The organism is Cryobacterium inferilacus (assembly GCF_019599185.1).
In the GTDB taxonomy this organism is placed as follows: Bacteria; Actinomycetota; Actinomycetes; order Actinomycetales; family Microbacteriaceae; genus Cryobacterium; species Cryobacterium inferilacus.
This window is the reverse complement of the sequence record NZ_JAIEUL010000005.1, coordinates 97,990-111,861: the sequence shown is the minus strand read 5'-3', so window position 1 is coordinate 111,861 and position 13,872 is coordinate 97,990. Positions and strand designations below refer to the sequence as shown.

The 13,872-nt window shown below is 70.2% G+C and carries 12 protein-coding genes and 1 tRNA gene; 10 read left to right on the top strand and 3 right to left on the bottom strand.

The window, feature by feature from the left end; translation table 11 throughout:
* Positions 1 to 199: 199 nt before the first annotated feature.
* From K2F54_RS06620 to K2F54_RS06600, 5 genes are all read left to right on the top strand, one after another.
* Positions 200 to 817 (top strand): FtsB family cell division protein, encoded by a 618-nt coding sequence (locus K2F54_RS06620; protein ID WP_255576786.1) that lies wholly within the window; start codon positions 200 to 202, stop codon positions 815 to 817.
* Complete coding sequence (locus tag K2F54_RS06615) at positions 814 to 1,350, top strand: DUF501 domain-containing protein (protein ID WP_220605063.1); 537 nt, start codon at positions 814 to 816, stop codon at positions 1,348 to 1,350. Before K2F54_RS06620 ends, K2F54_RS06615 begins: the two co-directional genes overlap by 4 nt.
* Positions 1,305 to 2,624 carry a S8 family peptidase gene (locus K2F54_RS06610; protein WP_220605062.1) on the top strand — a complete coding sequence of 440 codons (1,320 nt, stop codon included), beginning with the start codon at positions 1,305 to 1,307 and terminating at the stop codon, positions 2,622 to 2,624. Before K2F54_RS06615 ends, K2F54_RS06610 begins: the two co-directional genes overlap by 46 nt.
* A 38-nt stretch (positions 2,625 to 2,662) precedes the next feature.
* Complete coding sequence (locus K2F54_RS06605) at positions 2,663 to 4,114, top strand: NAD(P)/FAD-dependent oxidoreductase (protein ID WP_220605061.1); 1,452 nt, start codon at positions 2,663 to 2,665, stop codon at positions 4,112 to 4,114.
* A 64-nt stretch (positions 4,115 to 4,178) separates the two neighbouring features.
* Positions 4,179 to 4,255 (top strand) — tRNA-Leu (locus tag K2F54_RS06600).
* Positions 4,256 to 4,291: 36 nt separating this feature from the next.
* On the opposite strand, the gene K2F54_RS19435 is transcribed toward K2F54_RS06600, so the two are convergent.
* Entirely contained in the window at positions 4,292 to 6,115 is a 1,824-nt protein-coding gene (locus K2F54_RS19435) for a hypothetical protein (RefSeq protein WP_220605060.1), read from the bottom strand.
* Between the two features lie 22 nt (positions 6,116 to 6,137).
* On the bottom strand, positions 6,138 to 6,824 hold the full coding sequence (locus K2F54_RS06590; RefSeq protein WP_220605059.1) for a hypothetical protein: 687 nt from the start codon (positions 6,822 to 6,824) through the stop codon (positions 6,138 to 6,140).
* Between the two features lie 122 nt (positions 6,825 to 6,946).
* On the opposite strand from K2F54_RS06590, the gene K2F54_RS06585 reads away from it, so the two are divergent.
* The 5 genes from K2F54_RS06585 (at position 6,947) to K2F54_RS06565 (ending at position 12,559) form a co-directional block, all read left to right on the top strand.
* A complete protein-coding gene (locus tag K2F54_RS06585) occupies positions 6,947 to 8,206 on the top strand; it encodes an alanine racemase (RefSeq protein WP_220605058.1) in 1,260 nt (419 codons plus the stop codon).
* Positions 8,203 to 9,513, top strand: a complete 1,311-nt coding sequence (locus tag K2F54_RS06580) for a D-arabinono-1,4-lactone oxidase (protein ID WP_220605057.1) — start codon at positions 8,203 to 8,205, stop codon at positions 9,511 to 9,513. The genes K2F54_RS06585 and K2F54_RS06580 overlap by 4 nt, the downstream gene beginning before the upstream one ends.
* On the top strand, positions 9,510 to 10,964 hold the full coding sequence (locus K2F54_RS06575; RefSeq protein ID WP_220605056.1) for a glycoside hydrolase family 1 protein: 1,455 nt from the start codon (positions 9,510 to 9,512) through the stop codon (positions 10,962 to 10,964). Before K2F54_RS06580 ends, K2F54_RS06575 begins: the two co-directional genes overlap by 4 nt.
* 128 nt (positions 10,965 to 11,092) lie before the next feature.
* Positions 11,093 to 11,659 (top strand): LemA family protein, encoded by a 567-nt coding sequence (locus K2F54_RS06570; RefSeq protein ID WP_220605055.1) that lies wholly within the window; start codon positions 11,093 to 11,095, stop codon positions 11,657 to 11,659.
* 15 nt (positions 11,660 to 11,674) lie between these two features.
* On the top strand, positions 11,675 to 12,559 hold the full coding sequence (locus tag K2F54_RS06565) for a M48 family metalloprotease (RefSeq protein WP_220605054.1): 885 nt from the start codon (positions 11,675 to 11,677) through the stop codon (positions 12,557 to 12,559).
* Between the two features lie 84 nt (positions 12,560 to 12,643).
* Here K2F54_RS06565 and K2F54_RS06560 read toward each other — a convergent pair whose 3' ends face one another.
* On the bottom strand, positions 12,644 to 13,864 hold the full coding sequence (locus tag K2F54_RS06560; protein WP_220605053.1) for a winged helix-turn-helix domain-containing protein: 1,221 nt from the start codon (positions 13,862 to 13,864) through the stop codon (positions 12,644 to 12,646).
* Positions 13,865 to 13,872: the final 8 nt, after the last annotated feature.

The following is a 13,872-nucleotide window of genomic DNA, read 5'->3' as shown; positions in this document are numbered from 1 at the left end:
GAAGTAGGACCCCAGCCCATCGGGCTGGGGTCCTTTTTTCGTCCCGCACGCCCCGAATGGGTGATTTCTGCCTGCGGATATGCACAGGATCCCCGCTCCAGCGCCCGTGGTGACCGTACTCGGCTCAAAGATCTGGCACTCTAGATCAGGGGAGACTCGGCGTGCGCCGAGCGCCCCGACGCTATCGGGAAGGAGCCACATGAGCTGGAACGGCTCTGGCATGACTCCGCCGCGCCTCCCCGAACCCCGCCGGCAGAAGCCGAGGACCGCGCAGAAGACGACAGCGACGTCCGCGCAGACGACCTCTGTGCAGTCGACGAAAGCGACGACCGCGCCGAAGTCGGGGTCAAAGACCACGCAGACGAGCGCCCAGGTGTCGCACCCGGAAACCCCAGCGGGCAACTGGCTGCGCGGGCTGCGCCTGTCCGGTTTTTCCTTCGTGATGATGGGCATCCTCGTGCTCGCGGTGGTGGTGCTCGCCCCGAGCGTGCGCACCTACGCCGAACAGCGCCAGCAGATCGATGAACTCAGCGCCAGCGTCGCCGACCAGGAGGCCGAGGTCGACAACCTCAAGGCCGAGCGGGAACGCTGGAATGACCGCACCTTCGTGACGACCCAGGCCAGGGACCGGCTTTCCTACGTAATGCCGGGCGACATCAGCTTCCTCGTTCTCAACGACACCGGAGCCAGCGCGGACGGCGCCACGGACGGCGCCGCCGTATCCACCGCCATCCAGGACACCGAAGTCGACTGGGTCGACTCGATGTTCCGTTCGGTGATGACAGCAGGACTCGCTCCCCAGGAGGCAGCACAGTGACCAGACCCCCCTTCGACCCAGCCAGCGCGGCCGACATCAGCACCGTGTCGGCCCAGCTGGGCCGGCCGGCCCGGAACGTCATCGGCATAGCCGCTCGCTGCGTCTGCGGCGCACCGACCGTGGTCGCCACGGCGCCGCGGCTCGAGGACGGCACGCCGTTCCCGACCCTCTATTACCTGTCCCACCCCGCGGCGACGGCGGCGCTGTCCTTCCTCGAAGCCACGCAGGTGATGAACGAGTACAACCAGATGCTCGCCGACGACGAGGACCTGCGCGCGCACTATCGCGCCGCGCACGAGAGCTTCCTTGCCGACCGCGAGATGATCGGTGTTGTGCCGGAGCTCGCCGGCGTGTCTTCCGGTGGCATGCCGGTGCGGGTCAAGTGCCTGCACGCCCTCGCGGCGCACGCCCTGGCGGCGGGCCCTGGTGTCAATCCCATTGGTGACCTGGCGCTCCTTCGCGCCGCCTGGTCGCCGACGGTGTGCGAATGCCTGGACTACGCCCCGCCGTCGGCACCGCCGGCCGACGCGTGAGACGGCCTTTCCGCCGCGCTCTTGCTGGCTTCGCGATCATCCTCGCCGCGGGCGTTCCCGTGGTCGCTGTGGTCGGTGACGCGCCGGCCGCCCGTGCCGACCAGGTGCGAGACCTCGAATACTGGCTCAACGACTACGGATTCAGCGAGGCCTGGGGCACCAGCACGGGCTCGGACGTGACGGTCGCCGTCATCGACACCGGCGTTGACGGCAGCGTCGCCGAACTCGACGGAGTGGTCGTCGGCGGGACGGATGTCTCCGGGCTCGGCTCCGCCAACGGCCAGACGCCGGTGGGCCTGGACAACGAGCACGGCACTCTGGTGGCCTCCCTGCTCGCCGGGCGCGGCACCGGCGAAGACAGCGGACTGATCGGTGTCGCCCCCGCGGCGTCCATTCTCAGCGTGTCCGTGGCCTTCGGCACGAGCGGCGCCGACCTGAGCAATGACGACCAGATCGCCAAGGGCATCCGCTGGGCTGTCGACAACGGCGCCGACGTTATCAATATGTCCCTCACCCGCAACACCCTGGACTGGCCGACCAGCTGGGACGACGCCTTCATGTACGCCTTCGAGAACGATGTGGTCGTGGTCGCGGCCGCCGGCAACCGGGGCAGCGGCACCACCGAGGTCGGTGCTCCGGCGACGATCCCCGGCGTTCTGACCGTCGCCGGTGTCGACCGAGACAAGGAAGCCAGCTTCGACGCCTCGTCGCAGGGCATCACCATCGCCGTCGCGGCGCCCAGCGAAAAACTCGTCGGCGTCGCCCCCGGCGGCGGGTACCTGCAGTGGGACGGCACGAGTGCGGCCGCTCCGATCGTGTCCGGCCTGGTTGCGCTCGTGCGATCGGCCTACCCCAAGCTGGACGCGGCCGGTGTGATCGACCGGGTCATCGAGACCGCCAACGCCAACGGGCACACCGTGCCCAGCCCGATCTACGGCAACGGCCTCATCGACGCCGCCGCAGCCGTGTCGGATTCGGTGCCGAGATCCACCTCTGACACCCCGACCGAGCTGCTGCAGGAGTGGATCACCCTGCACCGCCGGGCGATCAGCGCACCGACGACGCCCACCGAACCGAGCACCGCCGAGCCGGTTGTGCCTGACCCCGACCCGCCGCTACCGGAGCGGGACACCGCCGCCGCATGGCTACCCACCCCCCTCACATTGACCTACGTGAGCCTGCCGCTCGCCGTGCTGGTGGGGTTTGGTATCCTTGTAACGCTGTTCGGCATTGGGGCCACGCGGCATTTCAAGCGAATTCATTCCAAGCACTAAATCTCGCGTATCCAATCCTTGTAGGAGGCCTTCTAATCGTGCCCAAAATTCTCATCGTCGGTGGCGGCTACGCGGGTTTCTATACCGCCTGGAAACTGGAGAAATGGCTCCGTCCCGGCGAAGCCGAGGTCACCATGGTGGACCCGCTGCCGTACATGACCTACCAGCCGTTCCTGCCTGAGGTGGCCGCCGGATCCATCGATCCCCGCCACTCCGTCGTCTCGCACCGCCGTCACCTGAAGAAGACCAGCGTCCTCACCGCGAAGGTCACCAATGTGAACCACGCCGAGAAGAAGGCGACCATCACGCCTCCCGTCGGCGAACCGTGGGAATTCGAGTACGACATCGTCGTGGTCACCGCCGGTGCGGTGTCGCGGACCTTCCCGATCCCCGGCGTCGCCGACCAGGCCATCGGCCTGAAGACCATCGAGGAAGCCGTCGCGATCCGTGACAAGGTCCTCACCAACTTCGACAAGGCCGCGCAGCTGCCCGCCGGACCCGAACGCGACCGCCTGCTGACCTTCGTGGTCATCGGCGGCGGCTTCGCCGGCATCGAGGTCTTCGCCGAACTGCGCTCGTTCGCGAGCTCGCTGCTCACGAAGTACCCGGAGATCGCTTTCGAGGACACCCACTTCCACCTCATCGAGGCCATGGGCCGCATCATGCCGGAGGTGTCGGAGAAGACCGCGCTCTGGGTCATCAAGAACCTGGCCGAGCGTGGTGCAGAGGTGCACCTGAACACCCAGCTCACGTCCGCCGTCGATGGCAAGATCGAGCTGTCCACCGGTGAGTCGTTCGAATCCGACCTCATCGTCTGGACCGCCGGCGTCATGGCGAACCCGGGCATCGTGCGCAACACCGACCTGCCGGTCGAAGAGCGCGGCCGTCTGCGGGTGCGCACCGACCTGCGCGTCGGCACCGACGAAGAGATCATCGAAGACGCCTGGGCCGCCGGTGACATCACCGCCGTTCCCGACCTCTCCGGTGGCGGCGTCGGCGGTTTCTGCGTACCCAACGCTCAGCACGCCGTTCGCCAGGGCAAGCTCATGGCCAAGAACATCGTCGCCGTGCTCCGCGGCGAAGGCACCGTGGAGTACAACCACAAGAACCTCGGAGCCGTCGCCGGCCTCGGTGTGGGCGTCGGTGCGTTCCAGTCCGGCACGTTCGCCATCACGGGCTTCCCCGCCTGGGTCGCCCACCGTGGCTACCACGGTCTGGCCATGCCGAGCTGGGAGCGCAAGATCCGCGTTGTCGCCGGTTGGGTTCTCAACGTCGTTCTCGGCCGCGACATCGTGTCGATCGAGGCCGTGCAGACGCCCCGCGCCGTGTTCGAGGAGTTCGCCTCCCGTCCCAAGCCGCCGGCGGCCGCACCCGCAGAGGCCCCGGCCGCAACGGTCAAGGCGCCCCGTGCGCCGCGCAAGGCTCCGGCCAAGAAGCCCGTCGAGGTCGCCGCAGCCGAATCCGGCACGGAGACCGTCGCCGCACCGTAATGTCGCCAGTGGATGCCGCACCCTGGTGCGGCATCCACTCGTGACGCCCGGCTAGACCGGGCGTGCCCCCGTAGCCCAACCGGCAGAGGCAGGCGACTTAAAATCGTCACAGTCTGGGTTCGAATCCCAGCGGGGGCACCAGTTCGACGTCACCAGTTCGACGTCAGCAGAACGTCGTCAGCGGAGCGCCGGCGCCACGAAGCGCTGCCAGGCCCAGATGGCCAGACTCACCCCGGCGAAGCCCACCGCGGCCACCCAGAGCAGCCGCACGGTGCCGTCGCCGGCCCAGCCGGCGAAGGTCGGCGAGAGCAGCACGAACAGGGCCAGGAACGCCGGCAGGGCCAGTGCGGCCCAGACCGGCGGCGACCAGGCCAGGATGCTGCGCCCGCTCGTGCTGCCGACCGGGATGAGGACCAGCACGGCGGAGCCGATCGAGGCCAACACGACGGTGTTGACGAACTCGGCGGCGAGCGAACTGAAGAAGCCGTCCGCGGCCGGCAGAGTGCCGACGACGACGAGGCCGGCCAGCCCGAGCGCGAGCAGGCTGCCCGCCCGCACCGCGGCCAGTTGGCCCTTCTGCGCGGCCAGCGGGCCGTTGCCCACGACGATGCTGCCCAACAGGCCGAAGAGCAGCGCGGGGTGCAGCTCGAAGGCACGGGAGCCGAGCGCCGTGATCGCCACGAGCACCAGGTAGCGCGGCAGGACGGTCGTGGTCACGTCCAGGTGCAGGGCTCTGGAGCCCCACCACTGCGGAACGAGGGTGGCCACAGCGTTCACCACGGCCAGGGCGAGTATCACCGCGAGCACCAGCCGAAGGTAGTTCGGGGTCCCAGCCACCGGTCCGGAGAGCAGTACGAAGACCGCGGCGGTGACGAGCGCTGCACCGGCGATGACGGACCGGCTCAGGTTCACTGTCGGGGCGACCTCGAAGTCTTCCCGCGGGTGGTTGCGCCCCGACAAGTGATGCCCGCCGAAGACCGGTCGGCCGTCCCTGGCCTTGGACACGGTGCCGGCCAGGAGGCGGGCGGGAATGACCAGGAGCAGCAACGCGCCCAGGGTGAGGAGGCCGGCCTGCAGCCACGGGAACTGGGCGACGGTCCACGGCGGAATGACCGCGGTGCTGAACTGGGTGGGGTCGCTCCATCCGCCTGGCACCGTCAGCTCCGCCGGCAGGTCGTCGTCGGGGCCGGCCGGGGCCGGAACGGCGGGTGAGGGCGTTGCCGACGGTGTCCCTGGGGTGCCGGGGGACGGCGCCGCTGCCGTGACGGTCGGTGTCGGGGTCGGGGTGGCTTGAGGAGAGGCGGTGGGGCGGGGCGTGGGCGTGCCGGTGGGCTTTGGGGTTGCGGTCGGGCTCGGCGTGGCCGCGGCGGGGCCGTAGCGCACGCGCACGGCCTCGCTGCCGGCGCTGACGTTGCCGGCGGCATCCTGCTGGATCACCCGCAGGTCGTAGGAGCCGGCCGCGACCCCCGACCCGGAGCAGGCCCAGGTGCCGCCGGAGACGGGGCTGGTGCAGACCGAGTACGGGCCGGCGAAGACCGTGATGGTGGCCCCGTTCTCACCCTGGCCGTAGTACTGCGACCCGGTCAGCGAGAGCGTGGCGCCGGGGGCGGGAGCGGCCAGGACGGGAGCGGCCGGGGGATCGACGTCGATGAGCAGCGAGACCGGGGCGCTGGCCGGGGACGACGCCGGCGCACTGAAGTCGGTCTGCTGGGAGGCGGTGATCTGCTCCTGCCCGCTGAGAAGAGGTCCCGGCAGCATGCAGGCCCAGGCGCCGGAGGAATCCACCTGGAACGAGCAGCTCTGGCCGCTGCCGAGCGTGGCGGTGACGGTGGCGCCGGGGTAGCCGGTGCCGCGCACCAGTCCGCTCGTGCTGGACTGGCCCGTGGCGCCGCCGGTGACGGTGGGGGCCTGCAGCACCCGCACGGTCTGGGCGGCGGAGAAGCTGGACTGGCCGGTCACCTCGACGCGGAGCTCAACCGCCGGTCCGCTGGGCAGCAGCACCCCGGAGCAGCTCCAGGTGGGACTACCGTCGGCGGCGACGACGCACACCGTACCGGAGGGGGAGAACAGCCGGACCTCGTGGGCGGGATCGCGGGTGCCGGATACCGTGGTGCTGCCGCCGACGAAACTGCCGGCCGCCGGGGCCTCGATGGTCGGTGCCGATGCCGGGGGAGTGGGCGTCGGTGTCGGCGACGGCGACGGCGTCGCCGTCGGTGTCGGTGTGGGGGTCGGCGTCGGTGTCTGGCTGGGTGTCTGGCTCGGCGTCGGGGTGGCCGTCGGCGAGGGCGCTCGCGTGGGGGACGGGGACGGGGAGGGTGATCTGGTGGCCGTCGGAGACGGCGCCGACGCGGGCGGCGTCGACGGGTCCGGTGCGCTGGTCTGCGGCGGGGCGACGCTCTCCAGCGGCGCCTGCGGCGGCCGCGGCGCCGGTGTTGCCGTACCGGACGGAGTCGGAGTGGGCGGCGGAGTCGGAGTGGGCGTTGGTGTAGGCGTAGGCGTAGGCGTCGCCGTGGCCGTGGCCGTGGCCGTGGCGGTCGGGGTGGGGGTCGAGGTTGCGGCGATCGTGGGTTGCACCGGGGCCAGCAGCAGCAGACCGAGCACCGCAGCCACCAGCGCGGGGGCAGCACGAATCACGCGACGGGGTCGAACGACCGACCCGTGCGCGCGAAGATGACGTGGCGTGGACATGAACCCCCTCCATCCATTTCACGGGCCACGCCGAGGAAAGTCAACGTGGCGCGCCTCTCGGCGCAAAAAACCGCGCGATTGTTATCTCAGCCGGGGCGTTACGCCATACTGGCGATTGGGTCGGCACGAGAAGGTGGTCAGCAGATGAAGCCCGATTCCTCCTCCGAGTCGTCACTTGACCTGTCGGTCCGGCCGGATGCCACGCCCTGGCTCACCCCGGAGCAGTACTGGGAGGGTCTCACCGAGGCCACGCGGGGCCTGGACACCCCCGTCGGAGCGCTGCATCTGGACGCGCTGCGGCACAACGCACAGGACATGCTCGGTCGCGCGGCCGGCACACCGTTGCGCGTTGCGAGCAAGTCGCTGCGGGTGCGCGGCGTGCTCGAGGCCCTGCTCGCGCTGCCCGGCTACCGCGGGGTGCTCGCCTACACGCTCGCGGAGGCGCTCTGGCTCGCCGAGACCGTCGGAGACGTTCTGGTGGCCTATCCCAGCGTCGACAGGTCCGCGATCCGCAGCCTGGGCCGTTCCGCCGAGCTGGCCGGCCGGGTCACGCTGATGGTGGATTCCCTCGATCACCTCGACGCCGTCGACGCCGTGCTCCCGCCGACGAGGAGAGAGCGGATCAGGGTGTGCCTGGAGTTGGACGCATCCTGGAACGCGCCAGTGCTCGGCCGGGTGGGGGTGTGGCGCTCACCCGTGCACACGCCGGAGGAAGCCAGGGCCCTGGCACTGGCGATTGTGTCCAGGCCCGGCTTCGAGCTGGTCGGGCTGATGGCCTACGAGGCGCAGGTCGCCGGGCTCGTCGACCGGCCGGCCGGTCGCCCCGTGCGGGGTGGAGTGAACCGGTGGCTACGGCACCACTCCGTCATCGAGATCACCGCCCGCCGCGCCGCGGCCGTCGCGGCCGTGCGGCAGGTCGCCGACCTCGAATTCGTCAACGGCGGGGGCACGGGTTCGTTGGAGAGCACGGCCACCGACCGCTCGGTGACGGACATCGCCGCCGGCAGTGGGCTCTTCGGCGGGCACCTGTTCGACAACTACTCCGGGTTCCGGCCCGCGCCCGCTGCCGCGTTTGCGCTCTCCGTCGTGCGGAAGCCCTCCTCGGCGACGGCGACCCTGCTCGGCGGCGGCTGGATCGCGTCTGGCCCAGGCGGGGCCGACCGGTCGCCCCGGCTGGTCTGGCCGGAGGGGCTCAACCTGGTACCGCGGGAAATGGCCGGAGAGGTGCAGACGCCCGTCACCGGCGCGCCCGCCGGCACCCTGCGGGTGGGTGACCGGGTCTGGCTGCGGCACACCAAGTCGGGCGAGCTCGCCGAACACCTCACCGAGTTCGCGCTGGTGCACGACGGTAGGGTGGTCGACATGCTGCCGACCTACCGAGGCGAGGGCAAGGCCTTCCTGTGACCGCAACCGGAGCGCTCTGGCGCAACTGGTCCCGCAGCCAGTCGATCATCCCCGCCCGGGTAGAGCGGCCCACCAGCCCGGAGGCGGTGCAGCGCGCCGTGGCCGCCGCCGCTCGCACCGGTTCCCGCATCAAAGCCGTCGGCGCTGGCCACAGCTTCTCGGGTATCGCCCTGGCGCCCGGGGTGCAACTAGACCTGGACTGGAGCGGGATCCGCGCCGTCGACGAGGCCACCGGCCGGGTCACACTCGCTGCGGGCACCCGGCTGCAGGCCCTGCCGGCACTGCTGCGACCGTACGGGCTCGCTCTGCAGAACATGGGTGACGTCGACAGGCAGACCATCGCCGGCGCCATCTCCACCGGCACGCACGGCACCGGTGACGGCTTCACCGGGTTGGCCGGCCAGGTCGTCGGTGTGACCCTCGTCACCGCAGACGGGTCGCTCCTGTCGGTCAGCGACACCGAGAATGCCGAGCTGCTGCCCGCGGTGCGGGTGTCGCTGGGAGCCCTCGGCGTCCTGGTCGATGTCACCCTGCAGTGCGTGCCGGCCTTCCTGCTGCACGCCGAGGAAACGGCGGAACCCTACGAGGCGGTGCTGGAGTCCTACCTGCAACGGAGCAGCGCCGTCGATCACTTCGAATTCTTCTGGTTCCCGCACACCGACACCGTCCTGACCAAGAGCAACACCAGACTCCCGATCAACGCCGGTCGGGCGCCCTTGGGCCGGATGCGCCGCCTCGTCGACGACGAACTCGTCGCGAACGGTCTCTACCGGGCCACCTGCGCCGCGGGCCGGCTCCTCCCGGCACTGGTGCCGCCGGTGAACCGTGTCGCAGACCGGCTCACCGGCAACCGGGCCTACACCGACCTCTCCCACCGGGTCTTCGTCACCAATCGGACGGTGCGGTTCCATGAGATGGAGTTCGCCCTGCCGCGTGAGCGTGTTCCCCAGGCCCTGCGCGAGGTGCGCGCACTGATCGAGAAGCGCCGCTGGCGAATCTCCTTCCCCATCGAGGTGCGCTCCGCCGCCGCCGACGACGGGTGGCTGTCAGGCGCGGCGGGCCGTGCCACCGGCTATGTCGCGGTGCACCGGTACTACCGCGAAAACCCGGCAGAGTACTTCGCCGGCGTCGAGGCGATTATGCGCGCACACGACGGTCGCCCACACTGGGGGAAGATGCACGACCTGGCCGCCGACTCCCTCCGGGGGCTGTACCCGCACTTCGACGATTTCCTCGCAGTGCGTGACCGGTTCGATCCGGAGCGTCGCTTCACCAACCGCTACCTGGAAAGAGTCCTCGGCCGATGAACAGCAACACCCCGGCGTCCCGCGCCTGGCAGCACCGGGCGGGGGAGCTGGGCGACCGCCTTCCCGCCACCCTCCGCATCGGAACCGCCACCTCCGCCTTCCAGATCGAGGGCGCGGCCCGCGACGGCGGCCGGGGCGAGTCCGGGTGGGATGCCTTCACCAGGCAGAGCGGGCGCATCCTCGACGGACAGAACGCCTCGGTCTCCACCGACCACCTCGCCAACCTCACCGGAGACGTCACCCTGCTCGGTGAGCTCGGGGTGGACAGCTACCGGTTCTCCTTCGCCTGGCCGCGACTGCAGCCCGACGGCCGGGGAGGCCTGAACCGCGCCGGGCTGGCCGTGTACGACCGTCTGCTCGACGCCCTGCTGCAGCGCCGCATCAGCCCGATGGCCACCCTGTACCACTGGGATACCCCGCTCGCGCTGGCCGGCGGTTGGCGCAACCGGGACACCGCCATGCGTTTCGGCGATTACGCCCACCAGCTCGGTGAGGTTTTCGGCGACCGCATCGACGCCTGGGTGACCGTCGACGAACCCGCCAGCGTCACCTTGAACGGGTACATGACCGGGGTGCACGCCCCTGGCGACACGCTCCTGTTCGACGCGCTGCCCACCGGCCACCACCAGCTGCTCGCCCACGGTGTGGCCGTGCAGGGCCTGCGCGCCGCCGATGTGCGCGGGCAGATCGGCATCAGCAACCTGCACACGCCCGTGCAGCCCGGTACCGACCGGGAGGAGGACCGGGATGCCGCCGCGCTGTACGACCTGCTGCACAACCGGCTCTTCGCCGATCCGGTACTGCTCGGCGAGTACCCGGACCCGACCGGCGTGTTCGAGAACGAGCTGCGTTACCTGCACGAGATCGATCCAGACGACCTGCGCACCATCCACCAGCCGCTGGACTTCTACGGCGTCGCCTACGCCGGACCCAGCCGGGTGTCCGCGCACCGGGCCGCTCCGCTCGCCGCCCGCCCCGCCGGCCCGGCCGAGGACCGCCCGGCCACCGACCGGCTCCCGTTCCGGCTGGAGGCGTTCCGTGAGCATCCGGTGACCGGGAACGGCCGGCCGAACGCGCCGGAATACCTGCCGGTGCTGCTGGCCGAGCTGCGGGACCGGTACGCCGACGCCCTGCCGCCCGTGCACCTCACCGCGCTGGGAGCCGCCTACCCCGACCAGGCAGACCTCCGCGGCGCAGTGTCCGACCCGGCCCGCATCGACTACCTGGCCGAGCACCTGGTGGCGGCCGTGGAGGCCGTGGCCCCCGGTGGGCCGGCCGAGGGTGTCGACCTGCGCGGGGTGCAGGTCTGGTCGTTGCTGGACTCGTTCGAGTGGGCCGCCGGCTACACCCAGCGGTTCGGCCTGGTGCGGGTGGACTTCGCCGACCCGGCCCGCACGCGCATCCCCAAGCTCTCCTACGCCTGGCTGCAGCACGTCCTGAGCGCCCGCTGACCCCGCCAACGCTCCAGTGCCGCCTCGCGGACCTTGGAGTGTGGTGGGAAGCACATGGGAGCCTCAGCGGGCTTCGTTATGATGGCTGCACCGCACACGTTCGCACGCAATCGCAAGGAGACGCTGCCATGGAATGGCTCATCCCGGTCCTCATCGTCGGAGTACTCGTGGCGATCGCGGGTATCTATCTGTGGGCCACCTACAACTCCCTCGTCACGCTCAAGGTGCGGGTGGATGAAGCGTGGAGCGACATCACGGTGCAGCTCAAGCGTCGTGCCGACCTGATCCCCAACCTGATCGAGGCCGTCAAGGGCTACGCGGCCCACGAGAAGTCGGTCTTCGAGAACGTCACCAAGGCCCGTGCCGAGACGCTCTCCGCTCAGGGCCCGGTCGACGCCGCAGCGGCCGAGAACCACATGCAGACCGCCCTGAAGAGCATCTTCGCCGTCGCCGAGGCCTACCCGCAGCTGCAGGCCAGCCAGAACTACCTGCAGTTGCAGGGCGAACTGGTCGACACCGAAGACAAGATCCAGGCCTCACGCCGGTTCTACAACGGCGGTGTGCGCGAACTGAACACCAAGATGCAGACCTTCCCGAACCACACCTTCGCGAAGCAGCTGGGGTTCAGCCAGCGTGAATTCTTCGAGGTCACCGACTCCGCGGCCATCGCCGAGCCGCCCCGCGTGCAGTTCTAGTCGCTCAGAGCAGCCATGTATAGCGCGATCGCGCGGAACAAGCGCAACACCATCGTCATCATCGTGCTCTTCCTGGCGATCATCAGCGGGCTGGGCTGGCTCGCCGGTCTCGCCTACGGGGTGCAGGGTCCCTGGGTGCTCCTCCTCACCCTGGTCATCGCCGGCGGATACGCCCTGATCCAGTACTTCGCGGCCGGGCGGCAGTCGATCGCCATGAGCGGCGGCATCCGGGTGAACAGCGTCACCGATCACCCGCGGCTCTGGCGCATCGTCGAGAACCTCTCGATCACCACCGGCACGCCCATGCCGGAGGTGTACATCATCAACGACCCCGCGCCCAACGCCTTCGCCACCGGCCGCGACCCCCAGCATGCCATCGTGGCCGCCACAACCGGCCTGCTCGACATCATGGACGACGCCGAGCTGGAGGGCGTGATGGCCCACGAGATCGGCCATGTGCGCAACTACGACATCCGGGTGTCGATGATCGTGTTCGGCCTGGTCGTGGCCGTCGGCTTCATCTCCGACATCTTCCTGCGGATGGCCTTCTTCGGTCGCGGCAACAACAACAACGGCAACCCGCTCGTGCTGGTCTTCGGCCTGGTCGCCATGATCGTGGCCCCGCTGATCGCATCGGTCGTGCAGCTGGCCGTGTCGCGTCAGCGTGAATACCTGGCGGATGCCACCGGCGCGCTCACCACCCGGCAGCCGGATGCCCTCGCCAGCGCGCTGGCCAAGCTCGGCGAGTACGGCCGCCCGATGCGGAAGCAGAACACCTCGATGGCGCACCTCTGGATCGCCGACCCGCTCAAGCCCGGCGTGATGGACAAGCTCTTCGCCACCCATCCGCCGCTGACCGAGCGGATCGAACGACTGCACGCGATGGGCAGCAAGTTCTAACCGACTAACTGTTCCCACAGCGGACAATTGCGCCCGGTGCGCCGGGCGCAATTGTCCGCACGGGCAACAGTTGCGAGGCGGAAACTAGGCCAGCTCCGCGGCCAGGCCGGCGGCGAGCGTGCCGCGGGGCACCACCTCGATGGCGGACAGACCCTGCCACGCGGCCGTGCTGCGCAGGACCTCGGCCAGACGGGCGGCCGTGTCGGCCGGCGCCGTGGGCTCGGCCCAGCTGGCCTGCACCCGCAGCACCCCAGCCTGACGGTCGTTCTTGAGGTCCACCCGGCCCACGATGGTGTCGCCCAACAGCACCGGCAGCACGTAGTAGCCGAACTGACGTTTCTCCTGCGGCGTGTAGATCTCGATGCGGTAGTGGAAGTCGAACAGGCGCAACGCCCGCGCACGTTCCCACACCACGGGGTCGAACGGGCTGAGCACGGCCGCGGCGTCGATGCGGCGCGGCAGCCGGGCATCCCGGTGCAGCCAGGCGTCGCCGGCCGCACCGCCGCGGCCCCAGCCGGGCACCCGCACCGGGATCAGCTCCCCGGAATCCACGAGGTCGGCGATCGCCGCGCGGGCCGGTTCAGTGCGCAACCGGAAGTAGTCGGCGAGGTCCGTCACGGTGCCGATCCCGTGTGCGCGGGCCGCCTGGCCGATCAGCGTGCGGTGGGCCTCCGCGGCCGGGATCTCCCGGTCGAGCAGCTCGGTGGAGAAGACCTGCTCCGGCAGCGCGTAGACCCGCTCGAACCGGTGCCGACCGCCGCTGACCACATCCCCCCACCGGAACAGGGTTTCCAGGCCGATCTTCACGTCCGACCAGCCCCACCAGGGTCCACTGCGCCGGTTGGCGTCGTGCTCGATCTCACTGGCCCGCATCGGCCCGTTCTCGGCCAACTCGGCCAGCAGCCAGGCCAGCATGGGCGCGTTCGCCTGTGACCAGTGCGCGTCGTCGCGGCCGGCCTTGTCCCGGTAGGCCTGCATCCGCCAGCGAAACAGCGGCCAGTCATCCACCGGGATCAGCGACGCCTCGTGCACCCAGTACTCGGTGAGCCGCGGGGTCTTGCCGCTGCTCAACCGGTCGAGCTGGGCCTTGTCGTACGGGCCGAGCCTGCTGAACGCTGGCAGGTAGTGGCTGCGCTCGAAGACGTTCACCGAGTCGATCTGCAGCAACGCCAGGCGCTCGACCAGGGCCGTGAGCTGGCGGATGCCGACAGCGGCGGTGTGCCCGGCAGACGGGGCCGGCCGGCCGAAGCCCTGCGCGGCCAGGGCGACACGGCGGGCGAGGGCGGGGGAGAGGGTCTGGACCACGCCTCGAC

What these genes read in the sequence shown, in the direction of transcription:
- K2F54_RS06610 (WP_220605062.1), top strand. Translation starts at nt 1,305, where the DNA reads ATGCCTGGACTACGCCCCGCCGTCGGCACCGCCGGCCGACGCGTGAGA.
- K2F54_RS06585 (WP_220605058.1), top strand. Translation starts at nt 6,947, where the DNA reads ATGAAGCCCGATTCCTCCTCCGAGTCGTCACTTGACCTGTCGGTCCGG.
- K2F54_RS06575 (WP_220605056.1), top strand. Translation starts at nt 9,510, where the DNA reads ATGAACAGCAACACCCCGGCGTCCCGCGCCTGGCAGCACCGGGCGGGG.
- K2F54_RS06570 (WP_220605055.1), top strand. Translation starts at nt 11,093, where the DNA reads ATGGAATGGCTCATCCCGGTCCTCATCGTCGGAGTACTCGTGGCGATC.
- K2F54_RS06565 (WP_220605054.1), top strand. Translation starts at nt 11,675, where the DNA reads ATGTATAGCGCGATCGCGCGGAACAAGCGCAACACCATCGTCATCATC.
- K2F54_RS06620 (WP_255576786.1), top strand. Translation starts at nt 200, where the DNA reads ATGAGCTGGAACGGCTCTGGCATGACTCCGCCGCGCCTCCCCGAACCC.